Annotated in this window: 10 protein-coding genes, 1 tRNA gene and 1 pseudogene; 6 read left to right on the top strand and 6 right to left on the bottom strand. The window is 42.4% G+C overall.

Annotation, left to right across the window (positions count from 1 at the left end; translation table 11 throughout):
* The first annotated feature begins 95 nt into the window (after positions 1 to 95).
* A pseudogene (locus H027_RS18095) lies at positions 96 to 946 on the top strand (aldo/keto reductase).
* Between the two features lie 66 nt (positions 947 to 1,012).
* Here H027_RS18095 and H027_RS0115960 read toward each other — a convergent pair.
* From H027_RS0115960 to H027_RS0115950, 3 genes are all read right to left on the bottom strand, one after another.
* Positions 1,013 to 2,113, bottom strand: coding sequence for an alpha/beta hydrolase (locus tag H027_RS0115960; protein ID WP_024873434.1), 1,101 nt, complete (start codon positions 2,111 to 2,113; stop codon positions 1,013 to 1,015).
* A gap of 72 nt (positions 2,114 to 2,185) precedes the next feature.
* On the bottom strand, positions 2,186 to 3,613 hold the full coding sequence (locus H027_RS0115955; RefSeq protein WP_024873433.1) for an MFS transporter: 1,428 nt from the start codon (positions 3,611 to 3,613) through the stop codon (positions 2,186 to 2,188).
* Positions 3,614 to 3,776: 163 nt separating this feature from the next.
* Positions 3,777 to 4,682 carry a LysR family transcriptional regulator gene (locus tag H027_RS0115950; RefSeq protein ID WP_024873432.1) on the bottom strand — a complete coding sequence of 302 codons (906 nt, stop codon included), beginning with the start codon at positions 4,680 to 4,682 and terminating at the stop codon, positions 3,777 to 3,779.
* A gap of 193 nt (positions 4,683 to 4,875) precedes the next feature.
* Here H027_RS0115950 and H027_RS0115945 point away from each other — a divergent pair, with 193 nt between their 5' ends.
* The 4 genes from H027_RS0115945 to H027_RS0115930 all read left to right on the top strand — a co-directional run bounded on the left by H027_RS0115945 (position 4,876) and on the right by H027_RS0115930 (position 9,644).
* Entirely contained in the window at positions 4,876 to 5,883 is a 1,008-nt protein-coding gene (locus tag H027_RS0115945; protein ID WP_024873431.1) for an alpha/beta hydrolase, read from the top strand.
* Positions 5,884 to 6,017: 134 nt separating this feature from the next.
* On the top strand, positions 6,018 to 7,634 hold the full coding sequence (locus H027_RS0115940) for a carboxylesterase/lipase family protein (RefSeq protein WP_024873430.1): 1,617 nt from the start codon (positions 6,018 to 6,020) through the stop codon (positions 7,632 to 7,634).
* Positions 7,635 to 7,814: 180 nt separating this feature from the next.
* On the top strand, positions 7,815 to 8,570 hold the full coding sequence (locus tag H027_RS19400; protein WP_024873429.1) for a (R)-mandelonitrile lyase: 756 nt from the start codon (positions 7,815 to 7,817) through the stop codon (positions 8,568 to 8,570).
* A 24-nt stretch (positions 8,571 to 8,594) separates the two neighbouring features.
* Positions 8,595 to 9,644 carry an alpha/beta hydrolase gene (locus H027_RS0115930; RefSeq protein WP_038150078.1) on the top strand — a complete coding sequence of 350 codons (1,050 nt, stop codon included), beginning with the start codon at positions 8,595 to 8,597 and terminating at the stop codon, positions 9,642 to 9,644.
* 435 nt (positions 9,645 to 10,079) lie between these two features.
* Here H027_RS0115930 and H027_RS0115925 read toward each other — a convergent pair whose 3' ends face one another.
* Genes H027_RS0115925 through H027_RS0115915 form a run of 3 tightly spaced genes read right to left on the bottom strand, consistent with a single transcriptional unit; the run spans position 10,080 to position 16,290 of the window.
* On the bottom strand, positions 10,080 to 13,244 hold the full coding sequence (locus H027_RS0115925; protein WP_024873427.1) for a site-specific integrase: 3,165 nt from the start codon (positions 13,242 to 13,244) through the stop codon (positions 10,080 to 10,082).
* Positions 13,214 to 15,751 carry a hypothetical protein gene (locus tag H027_RS0115920; RefSeq protein WP_024873426.1) on the bottom strand — a complete coding sequence of 846 codons (2,538 nt, stop codon included), beginning with the start codon at positions 15,749 to 15,751 and terminating at the stop codon, positions 13,214 to 13,216. The genes H027_RS0115925 and H027_RS0115920 overlap by 31 nt, the downstream gene beginning before the upstream one ends.
* Entirely contained in the window at positions 15,748 to 16,290 is a 543-nt protein-coding gene (locus H027_RS0115915) for a hypothetical protein (RefSeq protein ID WP_152536775.1), read from the bottom strand. The genes H027_RS0115920 and H027_RS0115915 overlap by 4 nt, the downstream gene beginning before the upstream one ends.
* 327 nt (positions 16,291 to 16,617) lie before the next feature.
* Between H027_RS0115915 and H027_RS0115910 the strand changes: the two genes are divergently transcribed.
* Positions 16,618 to 16,694, top strand: a tRNA-Val gene (locus H027_RS0115910).
* The last annotated feature ends 13 nt before the right edge of the window (positions 16,695 to 16,707 follow it).

Here is a 16,707-nt window from a genome sequence, read left to right as displayed (position 1 = left end):
TTATTCACAAACCCTTGCTTGATTGCCTGACTAATCCTATCTCTTTATTTCCATTATCATTTGTATGAATTATTGCCATTTGTAGGTTTAAGATCATGCAATCTATTAAATTAAACAACGGTGTTGAGATGCCATTACTGGGTTTTGGCGTCTTTCAAATGACGGACAAAGCAGAATGTGAACACGCGGTGGTTGATGCCATTGATGTCGGGTATCGTCTGATTGATACTGCCGCTTCTTATCAGAATGAGACCGAAGTGGGTAATGCGATCAAACAAAGTGGTATTGATCGCAAAGAGCTGTTTGTCACCACCAAATTGTGGTTACAAGATACCAGCTATGAGGGTGCTAAGCCCAGTTTGCTCGTTCATTAAAACGTTTGCAGATGGATTATGTCGATCTGTATTTGATCCATCAGCCTTATGGTGATGTTCATGGCGCATGGCGAGCAATGGAAGAGTTACAGCAAGCCGGTTTGATCCGCGCAATTGGTGTGAGTAATTTCCATCCGGATCGTTTGGCTGATTTGGTTGCTTTTAACAAGGTTGTACCGGCAGTGAATCAGGTAGAAGTAAACCCATTCAACCAGCAACTTCATGCCGCACCGTGGATGCTCAGCAAAGGGATCCAGCCAGAAGCATGGGCACCCTTTGCGGAAGGGCGGAATGGTCTGTTTCAAAACCCTAAACTAGCCGCTATTGGTGAAAAATACGGGAAGAGTGTTGGGCAGGTCATTTTGCGTTGGTTATTCCAGCGTGGCATCGTTTCTCTGGCAAAAACTGTCCGGAAAGAACGCATGATCGAAAATCTGAACATCCTTGATTTTTCACTGGCTGAAACCGAGATGTTGCAAATTGCAGCAATGGACACGGCTACCAGTGCTTTCTTCTCGCATCGCGACCCAGCGATGGTTGAATGGTTGGCCTACCGTAAATTAGATGTGTAGTTGGCGCTGATTGTGAATAGCAAAACGGCTTACATTAGTAAGCCGTTTTTGTTTAAGCATGTTGAATTAATTTAAGTGTTTTGCCTTCAACCAATCAGACATTAACTCAGCAATTTTTTGATTATTCAGGTCGGACATTGGGAAATGAGTGTTTCCATAAACACCGATATCCGGCAAATGCACCAGTGTTACATCGCCACCATTGGCATTCACAACATCTCTGAATTGTTCAGCAATATGCAGGAAAGTGCGCCATTGTTCCTGTGCAGGGTTATCGGTTTCTGTTTTTGGAATATTATCGCCGTAATAAATCACAATCGGGATCTTGGTGAGTTTCATAAATTCACTCATCGGCACTTTCGGTAATGGGAAAGAGCGGCCTTTCATGGTTACCATGGTTGGGCCTTCTCCTTCTGGGAAGACAAAATCACCACCCGGTTCGAAGGAGACAACGGCTTTCACATGACTATCATTCATCGCTGTTTTCCAGCCTGGGCCACCACTTTGGGAATGCGTGACCAAAATGCCATCACCAATTTTATCAAACAGTTTTGAAACGCCATCGATATTCAGTGCTGCGTCATAAGGGCCGGTATTTGGTGTCATCTGACGATAGAACTGGTTTAATGCTTCTGGGTCTTTAGAGAACTGCACATTAGGATAGTAGTTAGGCCATACCCCTAAACGGAAGGTGCCAAACCATAATTGTTCATCAGGCGCCGCGGAGATAGTCACTGATTTCGTACTGCGTCCAGATAGCCCGCGACGGGGCTGATCGACCAGATAGGTCGCATAGCCTTCTTTCAGGAAGATATTCTGAAAACCGTCACGTCCATCAGGCGTGGTCTGCCAAGTTCTCAGCGATTCACCGTGACCGTGCCAGAAAACCAAAGGGAATGGATTGGCTTTGGGCGGAATTTGATAAAACGCCGTCAGATGATCACCATGTAATGTTTGGCCAGTCGAGTCCGGGCCTGCTGGGTTGTATGCACCTTGCTTGATCGGATCGAATGTTCCCGGCATCTGTACGACTGAACCACCTACGGCAAAGCTGCCTTGTTTTTCAATCATCAATAGGTCTGATTTATGGTGAGAGGCAGAGCAGCCAGCGACAAGTGCCAGGCTGATTGCTAATACTGAGAGCTTATTCCGGCGTGTTATCGGCATATGATTATCCTTATGTTGATTTCTGAAAAACGCTGAATAGAGAGGTCATCATTGAGTTCAATGCGATCAAACTCAGGCTTGCGCTTTGTTTGAGGCATCAGTGAACTTGGTTATCTGTGTTGGCTGTTTTCTTCCGATAAATAACCAGCAAAGTGTCATGGCTAATGCGGCCATGATGGCTCCGCCGACGAGCGCAGCAGAGATTTGATGTGCTAGCTGTCCTTTCAAAGACAACAAGTGATCCTGGAATGAAGAGAAGATGACGATCAGGATGGCAAGACCAATTGAGCTACCAAACTGATGGGCAACATTAACGAGTCCAGAGGCGGCCCCCGCATCTTGTTGCGGCACTTCAGTGAGACCTGCCACTGTCAGAGGGCCAATGGAACCACCCTGACCGATCCCAATCAAAATCATTGGCAATGCAACCGCAAACATATAATCAGAATGGTCGTTGATCAGACTTAACCACAGCAAACCGATAATGTTGATTGCCAACATGACGGCCAGAACACGCCCATTTCCGAACCGACGAGTGAATTTTGAGATATTCATTGCAGTGATAAAGTTAGCGAGTGTGGTCGGTAAGAACGCAACCCCTGTTTCTATCGCGGTTAAGCCAATGACATTCTGTAAAATCTGGGTTGTAAAAAACCAGAAACTCACCCCTGCACCTAAAAACAACATGCGTGAAACAAGGGCTGCATTTCTTTCCTTATGTGCAAACAAACGCAGAGGCATGATCGGCTGTTTTGCTCTTTTTTCATTGAGAATGAAAATCACCAGTAAGAATAAGCCCGCAGCAATAGGCAATTGCGCATAGCGATCATGGATACCGCTTTCAGCTAATTGCACGATCCCATAGACCAATAAAGACATACTCACGGTTGAGGTCATTGCACCGAAGATATCAAATTGGCCGAGGTGTTTTTCGGTTTCCCGAATGAATTTGCTTGCACCAAAGAATAAGAATAATCCGATAGGAATATTGATAAAAAACCCAACACGCCATGATAACCAGCCTGCGAAAATACCACCGGCAACTAAACCGATACTGGCGGCGACCCCCGCTGTTGCACCGTAGTAACTGACGGCCGTATTTCGCTCAGCACCTTCTTCAAAATTGGTGGTCAGTAATGCCAGCGTGGATGGCGCCAAGATCGCTGCACCGATCCCCTGAATTGCGCGGCTTATGAGCATAAACAGTGCTGTTGGCGATAATCCAACCAGCAGTGATGCAAACATAAAAATGCTTAATCCAATCAGAAACATTCGTTTACGACCCAGAATATCACCAGCGCGGGCACCTAATAACAGCACACCACCAAACGTTAATGTGTAGGCGTTTTGCACCCATGATAGTGATGCAGTTGAAAAATGAAGATCGGTACTAATTTTAGGTAATCCGGTTATCACGATGGAAATATCCAATACGATCATCAGATAACTCATCAGAATGATCAGCAATATCCAACGTTTATTGTTTGATTCGGATTTCATATAGCCTGCTTTTGATTTTACGGTAACAGCATGACTATATAACGAGGTTTTCTCATTGATTAGGTGGGCAAAAAAGAATGAGCTTGTGAGATAATTTCAGGAGTAATGAGACCCGTTAACAGAAAGCCCGTAGAATGACATCACATTCAACAGGCTTATGATCTTATTGTTTCTTCGATGCACGAAAGCGTATTGCTTCGACAAATTTTGCAAAAGCGGGTTTATGCTGTTTAGCGCTCGGGTAATAGAGATGGAATCCTGAAAAATAGGGGCACCACGACTCACACACAGCGACTAATCGACCCGCCTTGATCTCATCGGCAACAAAGTTCTCTGCCAGATAAGCAATCCCTAAACCATCCAGTGCAGCAGATTTAATCAATGCAACGCTATTAAATGTCAGTTGGCCTTCGACTTTAACCCGAAGCTCTTTTCCATCATGAGTAAACTCCCATGCATAGATGCCCCCTTGATGAGACAAACGCAGATTGAGACACGAATGCTGCTGTAAATCATAGGGTGTTTCTGGTTTTGGATGCGTTAAAAAATATTCGGGGCTTGCGACTGGCAACATACGAACATCCGGGCCAACGCGAACGGCAACCATATCTTTTTCTAAGTGTTCACCTAAACGGATCCCACCATCAAAGCGCTCATTGACGATATCAACAAAGCCATTATTTACCGAAACTTCGACGGTAATTTCAGGGTAATTTCTGACAAATGAAGATAATAAAGGAGCCAGAATGGCCGATGCGGCATGTTCAGTCGCGGTGATACGAATGTTGCCGGTCAGTCGATTGAGGGATTCATGTAAATCTTGCATTTCACGATCTAATTCGGTGAGTTTTGGTTCAATAATGGACAGCAGATGTTCACCTGTTTCAGTGAGCGCAATGCTCCTCGTTGTCCGATTAAACAAACGAAAACCTAAGCGAGTTTCAAGCGCCTTTATTGAGTGACTTAATGCGGAAGGTGAAACCCCTAACAGCGCTGATGCTTTGGTAAAACTGCCTTCTTTGGCAACGACCAAGAAGAGTTGCAAGTCATTCAGATTTTCTTTCAACATTCATGTTCCATGCAAATTGTGACTCAGCTCTGAGTGGGCTGTTAGCATTTTTCATTATAGAACATGTCATTAAGGGTATTTGTGAGAATTATGCAATAACCTATTCGGTTTTGAATCGTAATAAATAATACAAAGTCATTTAATATGGGAATAAGCAATATTATTTCCATGCATCATGAATAACAGAATATCAATGAAAGCAATACCGTTATGCATTATTTCTTGTCTGGCATCCGATGATGTCGAGCCTGCGGGGTATTCGCAAAGAGAAATTAAATTCATTCAAAAACAGGGGGGCGATGTTAAACACCCATATTTGACAGCAAATGACAGTATTGAGAATATATTAAAAAATCATGCTTTTGATGGATTTTCTCCACTTATATTGCCATGGAATGATTTAAGCAGAAACATTCCTATTGCGATAAATAATATTCAATCATTATTGCCGTACCACACACAAATTACGCCCAAAACAGTGGTGACATCTTTAAATAGAATGATTGAGGATGTGAATAAAGGAGAAACCATTTTTTATAATATCTATTCTGGTGATGAAAGACAGCAATCACCTGACAAGGGTCAAACTGGCTTGTTTTTTTTCCGAGGCAAAAAGAATGCGCCTATTGCCATTATTTGCCCCGGTGGCGGTTTCGAATATGTCGGGTCATTGCATGAGGGTTTTCCTTATGCCAATGAAATCAGCAAACTAGGCTATAACGCATTTGTGCTTCGCTATCGAGTTGGTCTCGGTGGCCGCAATGCAGTTCAAGATCTTGCTCGTGCCATTTCTTTTATTTTCCAAAATTCATCTGAATTACAGGTCAGCACACAAGGCTATTCATTATGGGGCAGTTCAGCTGGAGCCAGAATGGCGGCGGCAGTGGGGAGTTATGGTGTAGCCCAATATGGTGGCGATAACGTACCAAAGCCTGCCGCCGTCATCATGGCTTACACCGGATATTCTGATTATTCACAGCATGAACCGCCAACATTTGTTGTTGTCGGAAGTCGCGACGGAATTGCACCACCTACAGTGATGAAACAACGAGTAAACGCATTAAAACAAATGGGGACGAACGTTGAATATCATCAATTTCCTAATGTCGGCCATGGGTTTGGGCTTGGTGAAGGAACACCCGCAGAAGGATGGATTTTGCTCGCCACTGAGTTTTGGAGGCAAACAATAATTAATAAGTAATTATTTTAAAATTCATATTCGTGAATTTTATTCAAAAGCCTTTGCTGATATTCGGTCTAATCGTAAACAGTAAAAATCATCATACTAAGTCAATATTTTAAATAAACAGCAAAGTCATCTTCGAAGGAATTTCAATGAAAAAAATGCCGTTTGTCGTTGGGTTGATTACCGCCATCACGTTGGCAAGCCAACCCACGTTCGCAGAAGTGAAAGAAAGAGAAGGCAATATTATACAAATAGAATCGGGTGCTCTTCAGGGTGCAGTAAGTAACGGTATCTATACCTATTTTGGTGTGCCCTATGCTGAAGCGCATGAACGTTTCGTTCCAGCAAGTAAAGTCACGCCTTGGCATGGCGTTCGTAAGGCAACGGAATACGGCCCTATTTCTTTGCAGTCATCATTAACGGGTTTTCCGGTGCCTAAAGGGCAACAAGATAATAATGCACAGAACCTGAATATCTGGACACCCAGCATTGATGGTAAAAAACGAGCGGTGATGGTCTGGCTACACGGTGGCGGGTTTGCCACTGGTTCCGCACAGGAAACCCCTGCTTATAATGGTGAAAACCTGAGCAGAAAAGGTGATGTGGTGGTGGTATCCGTCAACCACAGGTTGAATGTTGTGGGGCATCTAGACTTGTCTGCTTACGGCGAGAAATATAAATATTCCGCCAATGTGGGCATTGAAGACATCGTTGATTCGTTGGAATGGATCCAGAAAAATATTGCCCGTTTTGGCGGCGATCCCAAGAACGTCACTGTATTCGGTGAGTCTGGTGGTGGTGCAAAAGTACTTGCGTTGATGAGCAGCCCTCATGCAAAAGGTCTGTTCCAAAAAGGCATTGTGCAAAGTGGCGCAACAGAATCGATGGGCGTCAATTTTACCAAACTGGCAGCAAGTCGTCGTGTTGGTGAGTTAACCCTGAAAAATCTAGGTATTACCAAAAATAACCTTGATGCGATCCAGTCTGTTCCTTATGACAAACTGGTTGAAGAATCCATGAAAGCGCAGGTAGAAACAGCGGGTGAGTTTGGTCTGAAGGGTGCTTTAACAGGTAAGGTTTCGATGGATTGGGAACCGGTTGTCGATGGTGATTTCCTGCCAACTAATCCTGTCACCGCTGACTCATTTGCTGCTACGGGTAAAGATATTCCACTGTTGATTGGTTCCAACTTAAATGAATGGGCATCAATGAATTTAGTCATGGGTCCAGATAAAGGAAAAACACTGACTGATAAAGAAATTGATGAGCGTTTACAGAAAGCCTATGGCGCAAACAAAGAGCAGGTCGTCGCGGAATTTTTGAAGGCATTTCCGTCAAAGAGCAAAGAAGATGCGCTTTATTTTGACACCTTTATTCGTCTGCCAATGCTTAAAATTATGAGTCATAAGGCTGATCAGAAAGGAGCATCTGTCTACGGATATGTTTATACCCATGGGTCGCCATTAGCGATCCATACCGTGGAAATCCCGTTGGTATTTAATAATGCTAATGTGGAATCGCCTATTCCGACTGGGGGCATAAAATCTGCCGCTGAAAAACAAGCGCTCGCTAAGATAGCCGATACCATGAGCAGTGCTTGGATCTCTTTTGCCAAGACAGGAAAACCTTCTGCGACATCACTTCCAGAGTGGAAAGCATATACCCGTGCAAGCGGAGCAACCATGCTTTTGGATACCGAAAATACACTGGTGTATGGGCATGACAGCAAATTGTTGAAAATGCTGGCGCCTGATTATCAGTGGTAATGCTGATTCATAATCACAAGCCATTATCTGCTAAGAGGTGAGGAAACTCACTTCTTACTAATTTGCACACTGAGGATGAATTAATTGAGACCGCTAAGCCTATCGCTATTATTTCTAGCGTTGAATATCAGTAGTTCTGTATTCGCAGCTCAGGAAACTAACTCTGGGGAAAATAAGAAAATGGATCTCGTTACTGTTTCGATTACCCATGAATCTGACCGGCCTTTACGTCCTGCTGCACCAGAGCATTTCACTGGTAAAGCAATCGTTGCACCGTTATTTCCAGCAGACGCGCCCTCTGATGCGACAGCAGCTTATGTCAATTTTGAACCGGGTGCTCACACAGACTGGCATTCGCATCCTGTCGGACAACATTTAGTGGTGACCAAAGGCACCGGTTATGTCCAATTTTGGGGCGGTGAGCGGAAAACAATTAAAACTGGTGATGTAGTCTGGATCCCGCCGGGAGTAAAGCACTGGCACGGGGCAACACCTGACAGCAGCTTCACACACCTTGCTGTTCAGGAACATCAGGAAGGAAAAACCGCAGATTGGTATGAAAAAGTCACTGACGCTCAATATGGCACTCAGGAAAAAAACGCCGTTGCTCCAGTTCAACCATCACGCGCTCAACAGTTGATGGGAGAGACTGCGCCGAAACTTGCCGAATTGACAGACAAAGTTTTGTACGACGATATCTGGGAGCGGCCTGAGCTGTCTAAACGCGAACGCAGTTTGATTACCGTTAGTGCGTTAATTGCACTCAATCGCCCCGATCAACTCCGATCTCATATCAATTTGGCCCTGAAAAACGGTGTCACTCAATCTGAGATCTCGGAAGAAATTACACACCTCGCGTTCTATACCGGCTGGCCAAGTGCTGTCACCGCGGTTGGTATCGCGAAAGATATTTTTAAAGATAATCCCACCAAATAGCACTTATCTAAGAAGGTCATTTCGATGAAATCATTGAATGCAACACTGATTGCAGCAACGGTTGCTGTCTCATCAAGCATGTCTTATGCCGCTGACTACAAACAAAATCCTTGGACATTGGTGTACGAAGGCGCCATTACTAAAAATGAACAAGGCCAAGTCAATATCCATCCGGTGAAATACAAATTGAACGGAATTGATATTGTTGCCAATGTTTATACGCCAGCTGGATATGACAAAACCAAAAAATACCCAACAATTGTCGTTGCGCATCCGAATGGTGGCATAAAAGAACAAGTCGCTGGTTTATATGCACAACGCTTAGCTGAACAGGGTTATATCACTATTACAGCTGATGCCGCCTATCAGGGAGGCAGTGGCGGATTACCTCGTTACGTTGATAAACCAGCAAACCGTATCGAAGACATCCATGGCATGGCTGATTACATCACGCACTACGCTGGTGTTGATGCAAGCCGTGTTGGCTTATTAGGAATTTGTGGCGGTGGCGGTTATTCACTAAAAGCTGCTCAAACCGACAAACGTTTTAAAGCACTGGCGACAGTCAGTATGTTTAATTCTGGTTTAGTCAGACGTAATGGGTTCATGAACTCTCAGGTAGATACCATTCAGCAACGTCTCCAGCAGGCATCTGATGCGCGAGCACAGGAAGCTGCTGGCGGTAAAATCATTTATGCTGCCGATACGAAGCTGACCGACGAACAAATTGCGAAACTGCCGTTTGATCTCTATCGTCAGGGTTTTGAGTATTACTGGAAAACTCATGCACATCCAAACTCATCATTCCGCTACACCATGAGTAGCCTGCTTGATTTGATGAGTTTTGATGCTGCAACCAATATGGATTTAATTAACCAGCCATTACTCATGATCGCCGGTGATAAAGCCGACACTTTATATATGACTGAAAGCGCCTTCCCACTGGCGACCAATGCGAAAACGAAAGAGTTATTCCTGATTAAAGGTGCAACTCACATTGAAACGTATTGGAAACCTGAATACGTCAATCAGGCAGTTGAAAAATTAACATCGTTTTACGGCAAAAACATTTAAGTCATATTCAATCAAGATCAGCACGCATATCCGATTTACCGAGTATGCGTGTTTTCTCATTCTTATAGATGCGTAATTATGCCTGTTACGATCAACTTGACACGAGGGATTACGTTTCCATTTTATCCTTAGCAACTTGTCGCCATGCAGTTATTTTTGCATTAGCTAAATTAAGGCAATTTAAATGGAAACATTAAAGATGAAATTTGCTCTAAATTAGAATGGGGCAAAAGTGAGCTAGATAATAAGCACAAAGACTGGTTTACATGAAGAAAATTATGGTGAATACATCTCTTATATTAAATAAGTGGGCAGATATTACCTCTAGATAATTCTGCCCGTTCTTTTTAGATTTCAACCTTAGGTCGCTACCGACGTACGGACTATTGGAAAGAGGAATGAAACGATGAAAAAATATCTTTTGACGACATAAAATCATCGTTTAATTTGTGATGCATGACTCATTTCATTTATAGGTTCATCCTCTTTAAAAAATAGAGATAAAATTGCCAATAACTGAAAAAATGACATAAATACCCGTTGCCGTCGCCCTTCTTTACTTAGTTTGCGGTTCACTAAGGCAATTTGTAATGCTCCAGATTCTCGATATACATGCTTCATGAATTTGAATTCGCCTATCTCACCCATTGCATAATCAAGTGGCCCTAATGGGCTCTGTTTTAATGTGTTATGCCAATGTTGGGTTTGATCAGGTGTCACTTCATTTGGATCTAAATATAGTGTTAATCGTAATCGTTTAGCATTTAACCCTAGTTGTTGTAACAATTCGAAAAATGATTGTGTTCTCTTAATGCTTGGAGAACGGATCAAGAATCCTTTTCCTGGCACGACATATATGAGGTTGTAACTTGCATTTCGGATCACATCCCATGTCAATCCCCCCTGCTCAAGCTTTTCATTCAGGCGCGTAAGCAAAAAACGCAAAATTTTGAAAGAGTGAGATTCAGCCTTCATTTTCTCTGCCATATTTTGTTGTTTAACAGGCTTTTGATTTAGAGTTTTGACCCATGGAGTAAGATCTGGGATCAGGGGTAATTGTTTTCCGCGACCAGAACATTTACGTTGTATGGTCTCAGCGGCATTTATTAACCGACGAATGTCCTCAGGATGCATGCCTTCATTTTCTGCTACTTGTTCAGGCGTTAATGTCTTGCAAGCGATTAATATTCCAGCCCAAGAAAAAACATCCCTTCCTAATGTGTCAGCATTGACATTATTTCGAATAACAAATTCATGCAGTGTTGCAATAGAAGTTGATAGTGTTTTTCCATATGGAATAGGCGCAATCTTTTCTTCCATTTGCTTTGTTTCAAATGACAAACGCAAAGCTAAATTATCAGCATAATCGTTTCTCAACGCTACTTTGGTTCGCCCCAAAGTTTGCGTTAGTTGTTTGTTCTGTATGGTTGCTCTGGCGTTTAAAAGTAAGTAACCCGCTAAGTCCTTCAGGTGAAGATAGCTGGCAATTATGGAAGACGGTTCCTTGTGCCCCAGCAAGTGACACAGTACATACATACTTTTTCGACTAGCTGGTTTAAGCCCTAACCTAGCATGAAATTTTTCAACCTGATCGGCAGAAAACAACGTGTGGTTAAATAGCGTTAGTTGCTTCCTGCCTTGAGATAATGCGCTAGGGTTAAGCCGAATCCATTGCCAATTCGCAAAACTATGTCGCAGATGGTGTATGCAGAGAGTTTGGTCACCAGTGATATGATGCATCAGATCAGTGATCAGCAAAAAAGCCTTCTCAACTTTACGAATATCCTCAAACAATGGTCTTGTCGGTGTTACTGATTGCTGCCGGCTGTACATGATTTTATTGCGTAATAAACTCAGATGATCCGCAGGCCAGAGCACATCTAAAGGTAATACCCTTCTTGCCGCTTTAGATTTGATGCCTCGCTTAACATTCAGCCGAATATACATATCAACTGGGCCTGATAGATCAGTTGAAAAAGTAAAATCAGACAGTTGTAGATACCCTGCTTCACTGCGCCGTAACCCGCTGAAATAACACAAGCACAGCAATAAGATGGCCTCTCGATAAATCTCCCCATTTTGCTTCATCAGATACTGAATGATCATATCAATATGATGAGGAGATATGATATTGGCATCAACTTGCCCATGACTCGCAGCAATATCCAGTTCACTTACCGCAAGATCGGGTACTAATCCGGAATCACGTAAATAACAAGCCAAGTAAATGACCAAACTTTTTCGCTGGGAAGATTTGATTTCTTGACTGACTTCATCGAGTAAATCGATCCAATCATTAGGGCCAAGCGTTTCTATCTTGTATTGACAGAAAACAGTTAAAAATTCGCAACCAATGCTGTTGGTATAATCAGTGATCGTACTCGGTTCCAGTACGCTTTTTATTTTCCCCCCATCACTTAATAAAGATTTAGCCCAAGCCATGAGTAGCCACAGATAGGGAGAGTATGTATCTTTATTATCGGTCAGCCATTGTGTAAATAAATGGATCAACTGATTTCTGCTCACCCCTAAACGACCATTATGATGTCGTCCGTCACTTGGTTTCAGAAGACCCATCATCCGAGTCAACTCCATGAGTTGTTCTCGCAACGGAGTATAACGCTCAATAGAAAACTGCTCTTTCCAGTTTCGTTTTTCTCTGACAGTCATGACGTAGTAAGTATCTGGGGGTTCTCTGTCTTGTTTGACTTTTTTACCAGTAAGTATGCGAAGAAATGCGCTCGGGCGAAGTGACGTACTTTTAGAAAAATTAGCCACATAAGCATAATGAATAGGGCTAATGCGTAAAGAAACATCTGTTTTCCTTAGCAATTTCAGGGTTGGAATACTGACAGAAGAATATTGCCAATCGGGAATACTCCGCAAATATGCTGAAATATAATATGCTGATTTATTTTTGGGATTAAGGGAGATCGTATCTTTTATTGATAACCAGTGTAGCCACCAAATAGCTCCAGGTTCCGATAACACATACCGACAATCGAGATCGGGTTCATTGAGTTCAATGCAAACAATTCCATCGAGATATTCCAATCGCGGTGCACATTGAATTATTCGCAAAGCATATTCCAGCCTCTCAACTTGTTCCTTAAAGAATAGATGAAGCAATAATCGGCCAATGATTGCTGTTGGATTTTCCTGCACGGTAGGACGATATTGCTCCCGCTCAAGTATACCGATCAATTTAGCTGCAGCGTTGATTTGCAGCATTGAATCCGGTCTGATGAATGGTTTATCTCGTTGTAATTTAATGATGGCAGGGACTTTTGCTGAATCAATCTGATACTCATTTAATGCATAGAGCAAAATAAGCTCTAGGATCATCAATTCGATCGATTGAACTTCGATTTCAGTACGAAATTTTTTGACGACCCGCCGTAAAAACTCTGACTCAAAACGTTCCTGTGAGTTATTGAACAAACGTAAGCTAGTCATGCATTTAATGACATGCTGAACTTCATTTTTTACATCGGACGCGGGAAAATGCTGATCTAGATGCTGAGCACAATGCTCAGCCAATTTATCCGCAAGTGAGCCCTTTAATAAATCTAAGTAAGTGCTGACGGTAAGCTTTTCCATCCGACCTTCCTGAGTAATTCATCAATGATTTCTCCCATTAATGCACTTATCTCGACATGGCTAAACGCTGAGTAATAGGCTAATGGTGCTTGCCCAGTCATCCAATGCCCCATTTGCCAGTCGATCCATTCAGAGTCGACTTTTCGTTTAATGAGTTCTGATTTCAGCCAGTGTCGACCAGCATTCGCGGGCAGTTGCATATTAGGCGGCTGATCATTGATCAAATCCTTCGGGGCAATATTAAAAGGAATCCATTGGCCATTTTGTTTGTGAAATATAAATAGCGGACCAAGCACTGTGCGTGAATTTTTTACCTTCTTATACCAATCCGCCGCTTCGGTTGGATGCAACATAAGCATCATTTCATCTTGTCGAAGCAAATGATCTATCGTTTTTGAAAGTTCAGGCGTTCGATAACGAATGAGCTCGGCAAGCACGCTTAAATGCTCTTCATAATGACTCAGTTGCTGAGAGAGTGTCGGCGGCACACAAACTAATCTGGCGTGGGTAAAATCAACATCATCTTTATCACTGATCGCTAGCAGACCATACGCTTTGAGGTGAAGCGATAATGATGGTAACGGATTATGTACGGCCCGATACCCCGTCGCAAACATCAACAGATACGCAGTATAAAGTACATAACGATTGTGATAGATCATCACCGATTCATAGGAATATGCTTTGGTCGGCTTGCTGTTTTCTAATCGGCTCATCAATTCTGATTGCAGTCGCTTGCAGGCATCGAAAGATGGCGTGAACGTCGATCCGACCGACTGCTCATGAACCCAAGCCCGTGATTTAAAGAACTGAGGTAGTAAAATATTCGGATCTGCGGCTTTAATATCAACCTCAACGGCCAGCCACAAACGCAATAATGCATCCTGTCTAACATCGTCACTCAGACATGCGTAACTGCGTGATACCCTTGTTTGTGTCAATCCCAACCGATAACTAAAATCAAGGACAACCGGATCAATACACCCAGATGCAAAACAATATCGCTGCATAAAATTACTGAGTTTATCAATCGTGACACGACCACCTTCAATGAGTTTGTCCGAGTACGTCTTCAACTGTTGCTGTAGCATTTCAACGGTCAGTGCCTTACTCAATAATGGATGAAGTCCGCTGGAATAATTTGCGCGTATTAATATCAGTAAAAAATCCGGACATGGCGTAAAAACAAATGATTGAGTTTGCGTAAGTCCTTTCGCAATATCATCCAAATTGGGTTTGGCTGAATATACGACGGGGAAACACCACCAACCATCGCCTTTTTCATCAAGATATAATCCCTGAGTTAATTCCTTTAGATCATCAAAAACAGACAAATCAGTAATATCTTCGAATGTTTTCCCAAGTACTAACATTAACCAACAGATCAACACCATTTCACGGCTGAGTGGATCAGAGCGTTTCCCGATTTTTTGTAAATAATGGATAAACCTTGCTAGCTCAGATCCTTTCAGTAGTTCTGTATTTTGCAAAACTGCATTCTGACCTCGGCGGACTTTTCCTGTAACGTCAATCGCTTTACGTCGTTGCATACGAGGATCGACGGTGCGTACTGCTGCCGTTATTTCTCGTTTATCCCGTTTTGTTTCGCAGTGACTGTCTTCCAATACAAAATCTTGTGCAGGACACATATCATCAGGCTCAAGACCATCGATGTTTATTCGTTCTGGTAACGCAGGCAAAATTTCGAGTAATTGATCATCATTACCCTGGATCGGCGCACTCCGCGTTTTATTGTATCGACGCTCAATTCTTCGCTGAAAACGGCTAATACGACTGCGATGACCAAGTGGAGTCCAGTCTTCCAGTAAAAAATGCATGAGACTGTGTAAATAGTTCAAATTGCGTTGTTCAATATGAGGACTGATTTCTTTGCAGTAACTATCTATGTGATATGCCAATTCCATTGGCTTCGTCAGTAAATGAATATCCTGTTGTTGGACAAATTTCTGCATATCACTATTTTTATGATCAAATAGTAAACGTGCAGCACTACAGATTTCTTGTTCTCGTGTCTGAGAGGATGTGCTAAGTGCGTTATTCTGCAATACACTTAATCGTGCGTAATACAATTCAATAAACAATAGTTGAAATAGACGAAACGTCTTATTCTTTGAATATTTAAAAGCACTGAATAACCAGGCATAAAACGGATTATGCTGACACCAACCATCTGCCATACGTTGATTATCAGCTGCTTTTGAAACCACCTTGTCATCAATTTTATGCGCATATTGCAAAGCAGGAAAAAACCAATCAGGGAAAGAATATATTTTTTGGAGACGAAATTTAATTGCAGCATCTTGAATGTATTCATTGATATTTCGCAGAACAATCATAATGCCACGAGCATCCTTGGGTGCCTGAATACGATCCAACCATTCGTTCAGGTATTCTTCAATTTCATAACGTTCAATATCCGGTTGATACAAGTTCGTATAGTTAAGAAAGTAATCAGATAATGTTTCTAGCGTTAGATTGCCACTCATTCATTGCCCCGCCTATTACATGAGGGAACAAACGTTTTTGAGCTAATGGCTAACCAATTACATAAATCCGATTTAGTTTTTATCGATGGAAATAACTGCAACCATAATTCATTTTCAAATAAGTCATTATCTAAGCAACCAAACCAAGCATATAAATGATCAGCTAATTGAGATGATGATCCGAGAAAGCATTGTTTCAATAAATTTCTCGTCATCTCATTAAGAAGCAATAATTCGCGAATTTCGCCGATAGGTGCTTTATGTAGCAAAAATACGGGAACACTCGTTAACGTATTATTCGCCGAAACAAATTTCTGGATACGATGGTATGTGAAGATCCCAGAAATCACCTTCACTTGCTCGCTGCCATTTCGTTTATATCCGATCAAAGGCTGTTGAATTGCATCCAGCAAAACAAACCCTTTATTATCTTTGGAATCAAGAAGTGGTAACCCAGTTAGACTAGCCACATAAGATGATCGATCCAGTAATTTGCGGCATACATCATCAAGCAACAAAAGCTCAACATCTGTATTCACAAATTGTCCTTGTGACAGAAGATCTTGAGTAAACGCAGAGAGACCCATAAAGCCCCCAATAGGCACTCACCAGAAGAAAAAAGGAAACTTCATTTTTGTGCCTTTTTTGTGCCCAAATCTGCATCAAAACTCAATACAACAATCGTAAAAACATGATGCACATCATAAAATGAAAACGCAACAATATGTTTTATATAGTTTCAAGCTATTATAGAAGATAATAGAATTTGTTGGGTTGTATATGGATTACATCTTGACATGGTGGGGGTCGGTGGTTCGAGTCCACTAGGACGCACCATACTTTCGATTGCAAAAATATCCTCAAGTGCGTCCTTAGCTCAGCTGGTTAGAGCACCACCTTGACATGGTGGGGGTCGGTGGTTCGAGTCCACTAGGACGCACCATTCTAAGCAAATC

It is taken from the genome of Tolumonas lignilytica (assembly GCF_000527035.1).
Lineage (GTDB): Bacteria > Pseudomonadota > Gammaproteobacteria > Enterobacterales > Aeromonadaceae > Tolumonas > Tolumonas lignilytica.
The sequence above is the reverse complement of the archived record's forward strand: the minus strand, read 5'-3'. Positions and strand labels throughout refer to the sequence as shown.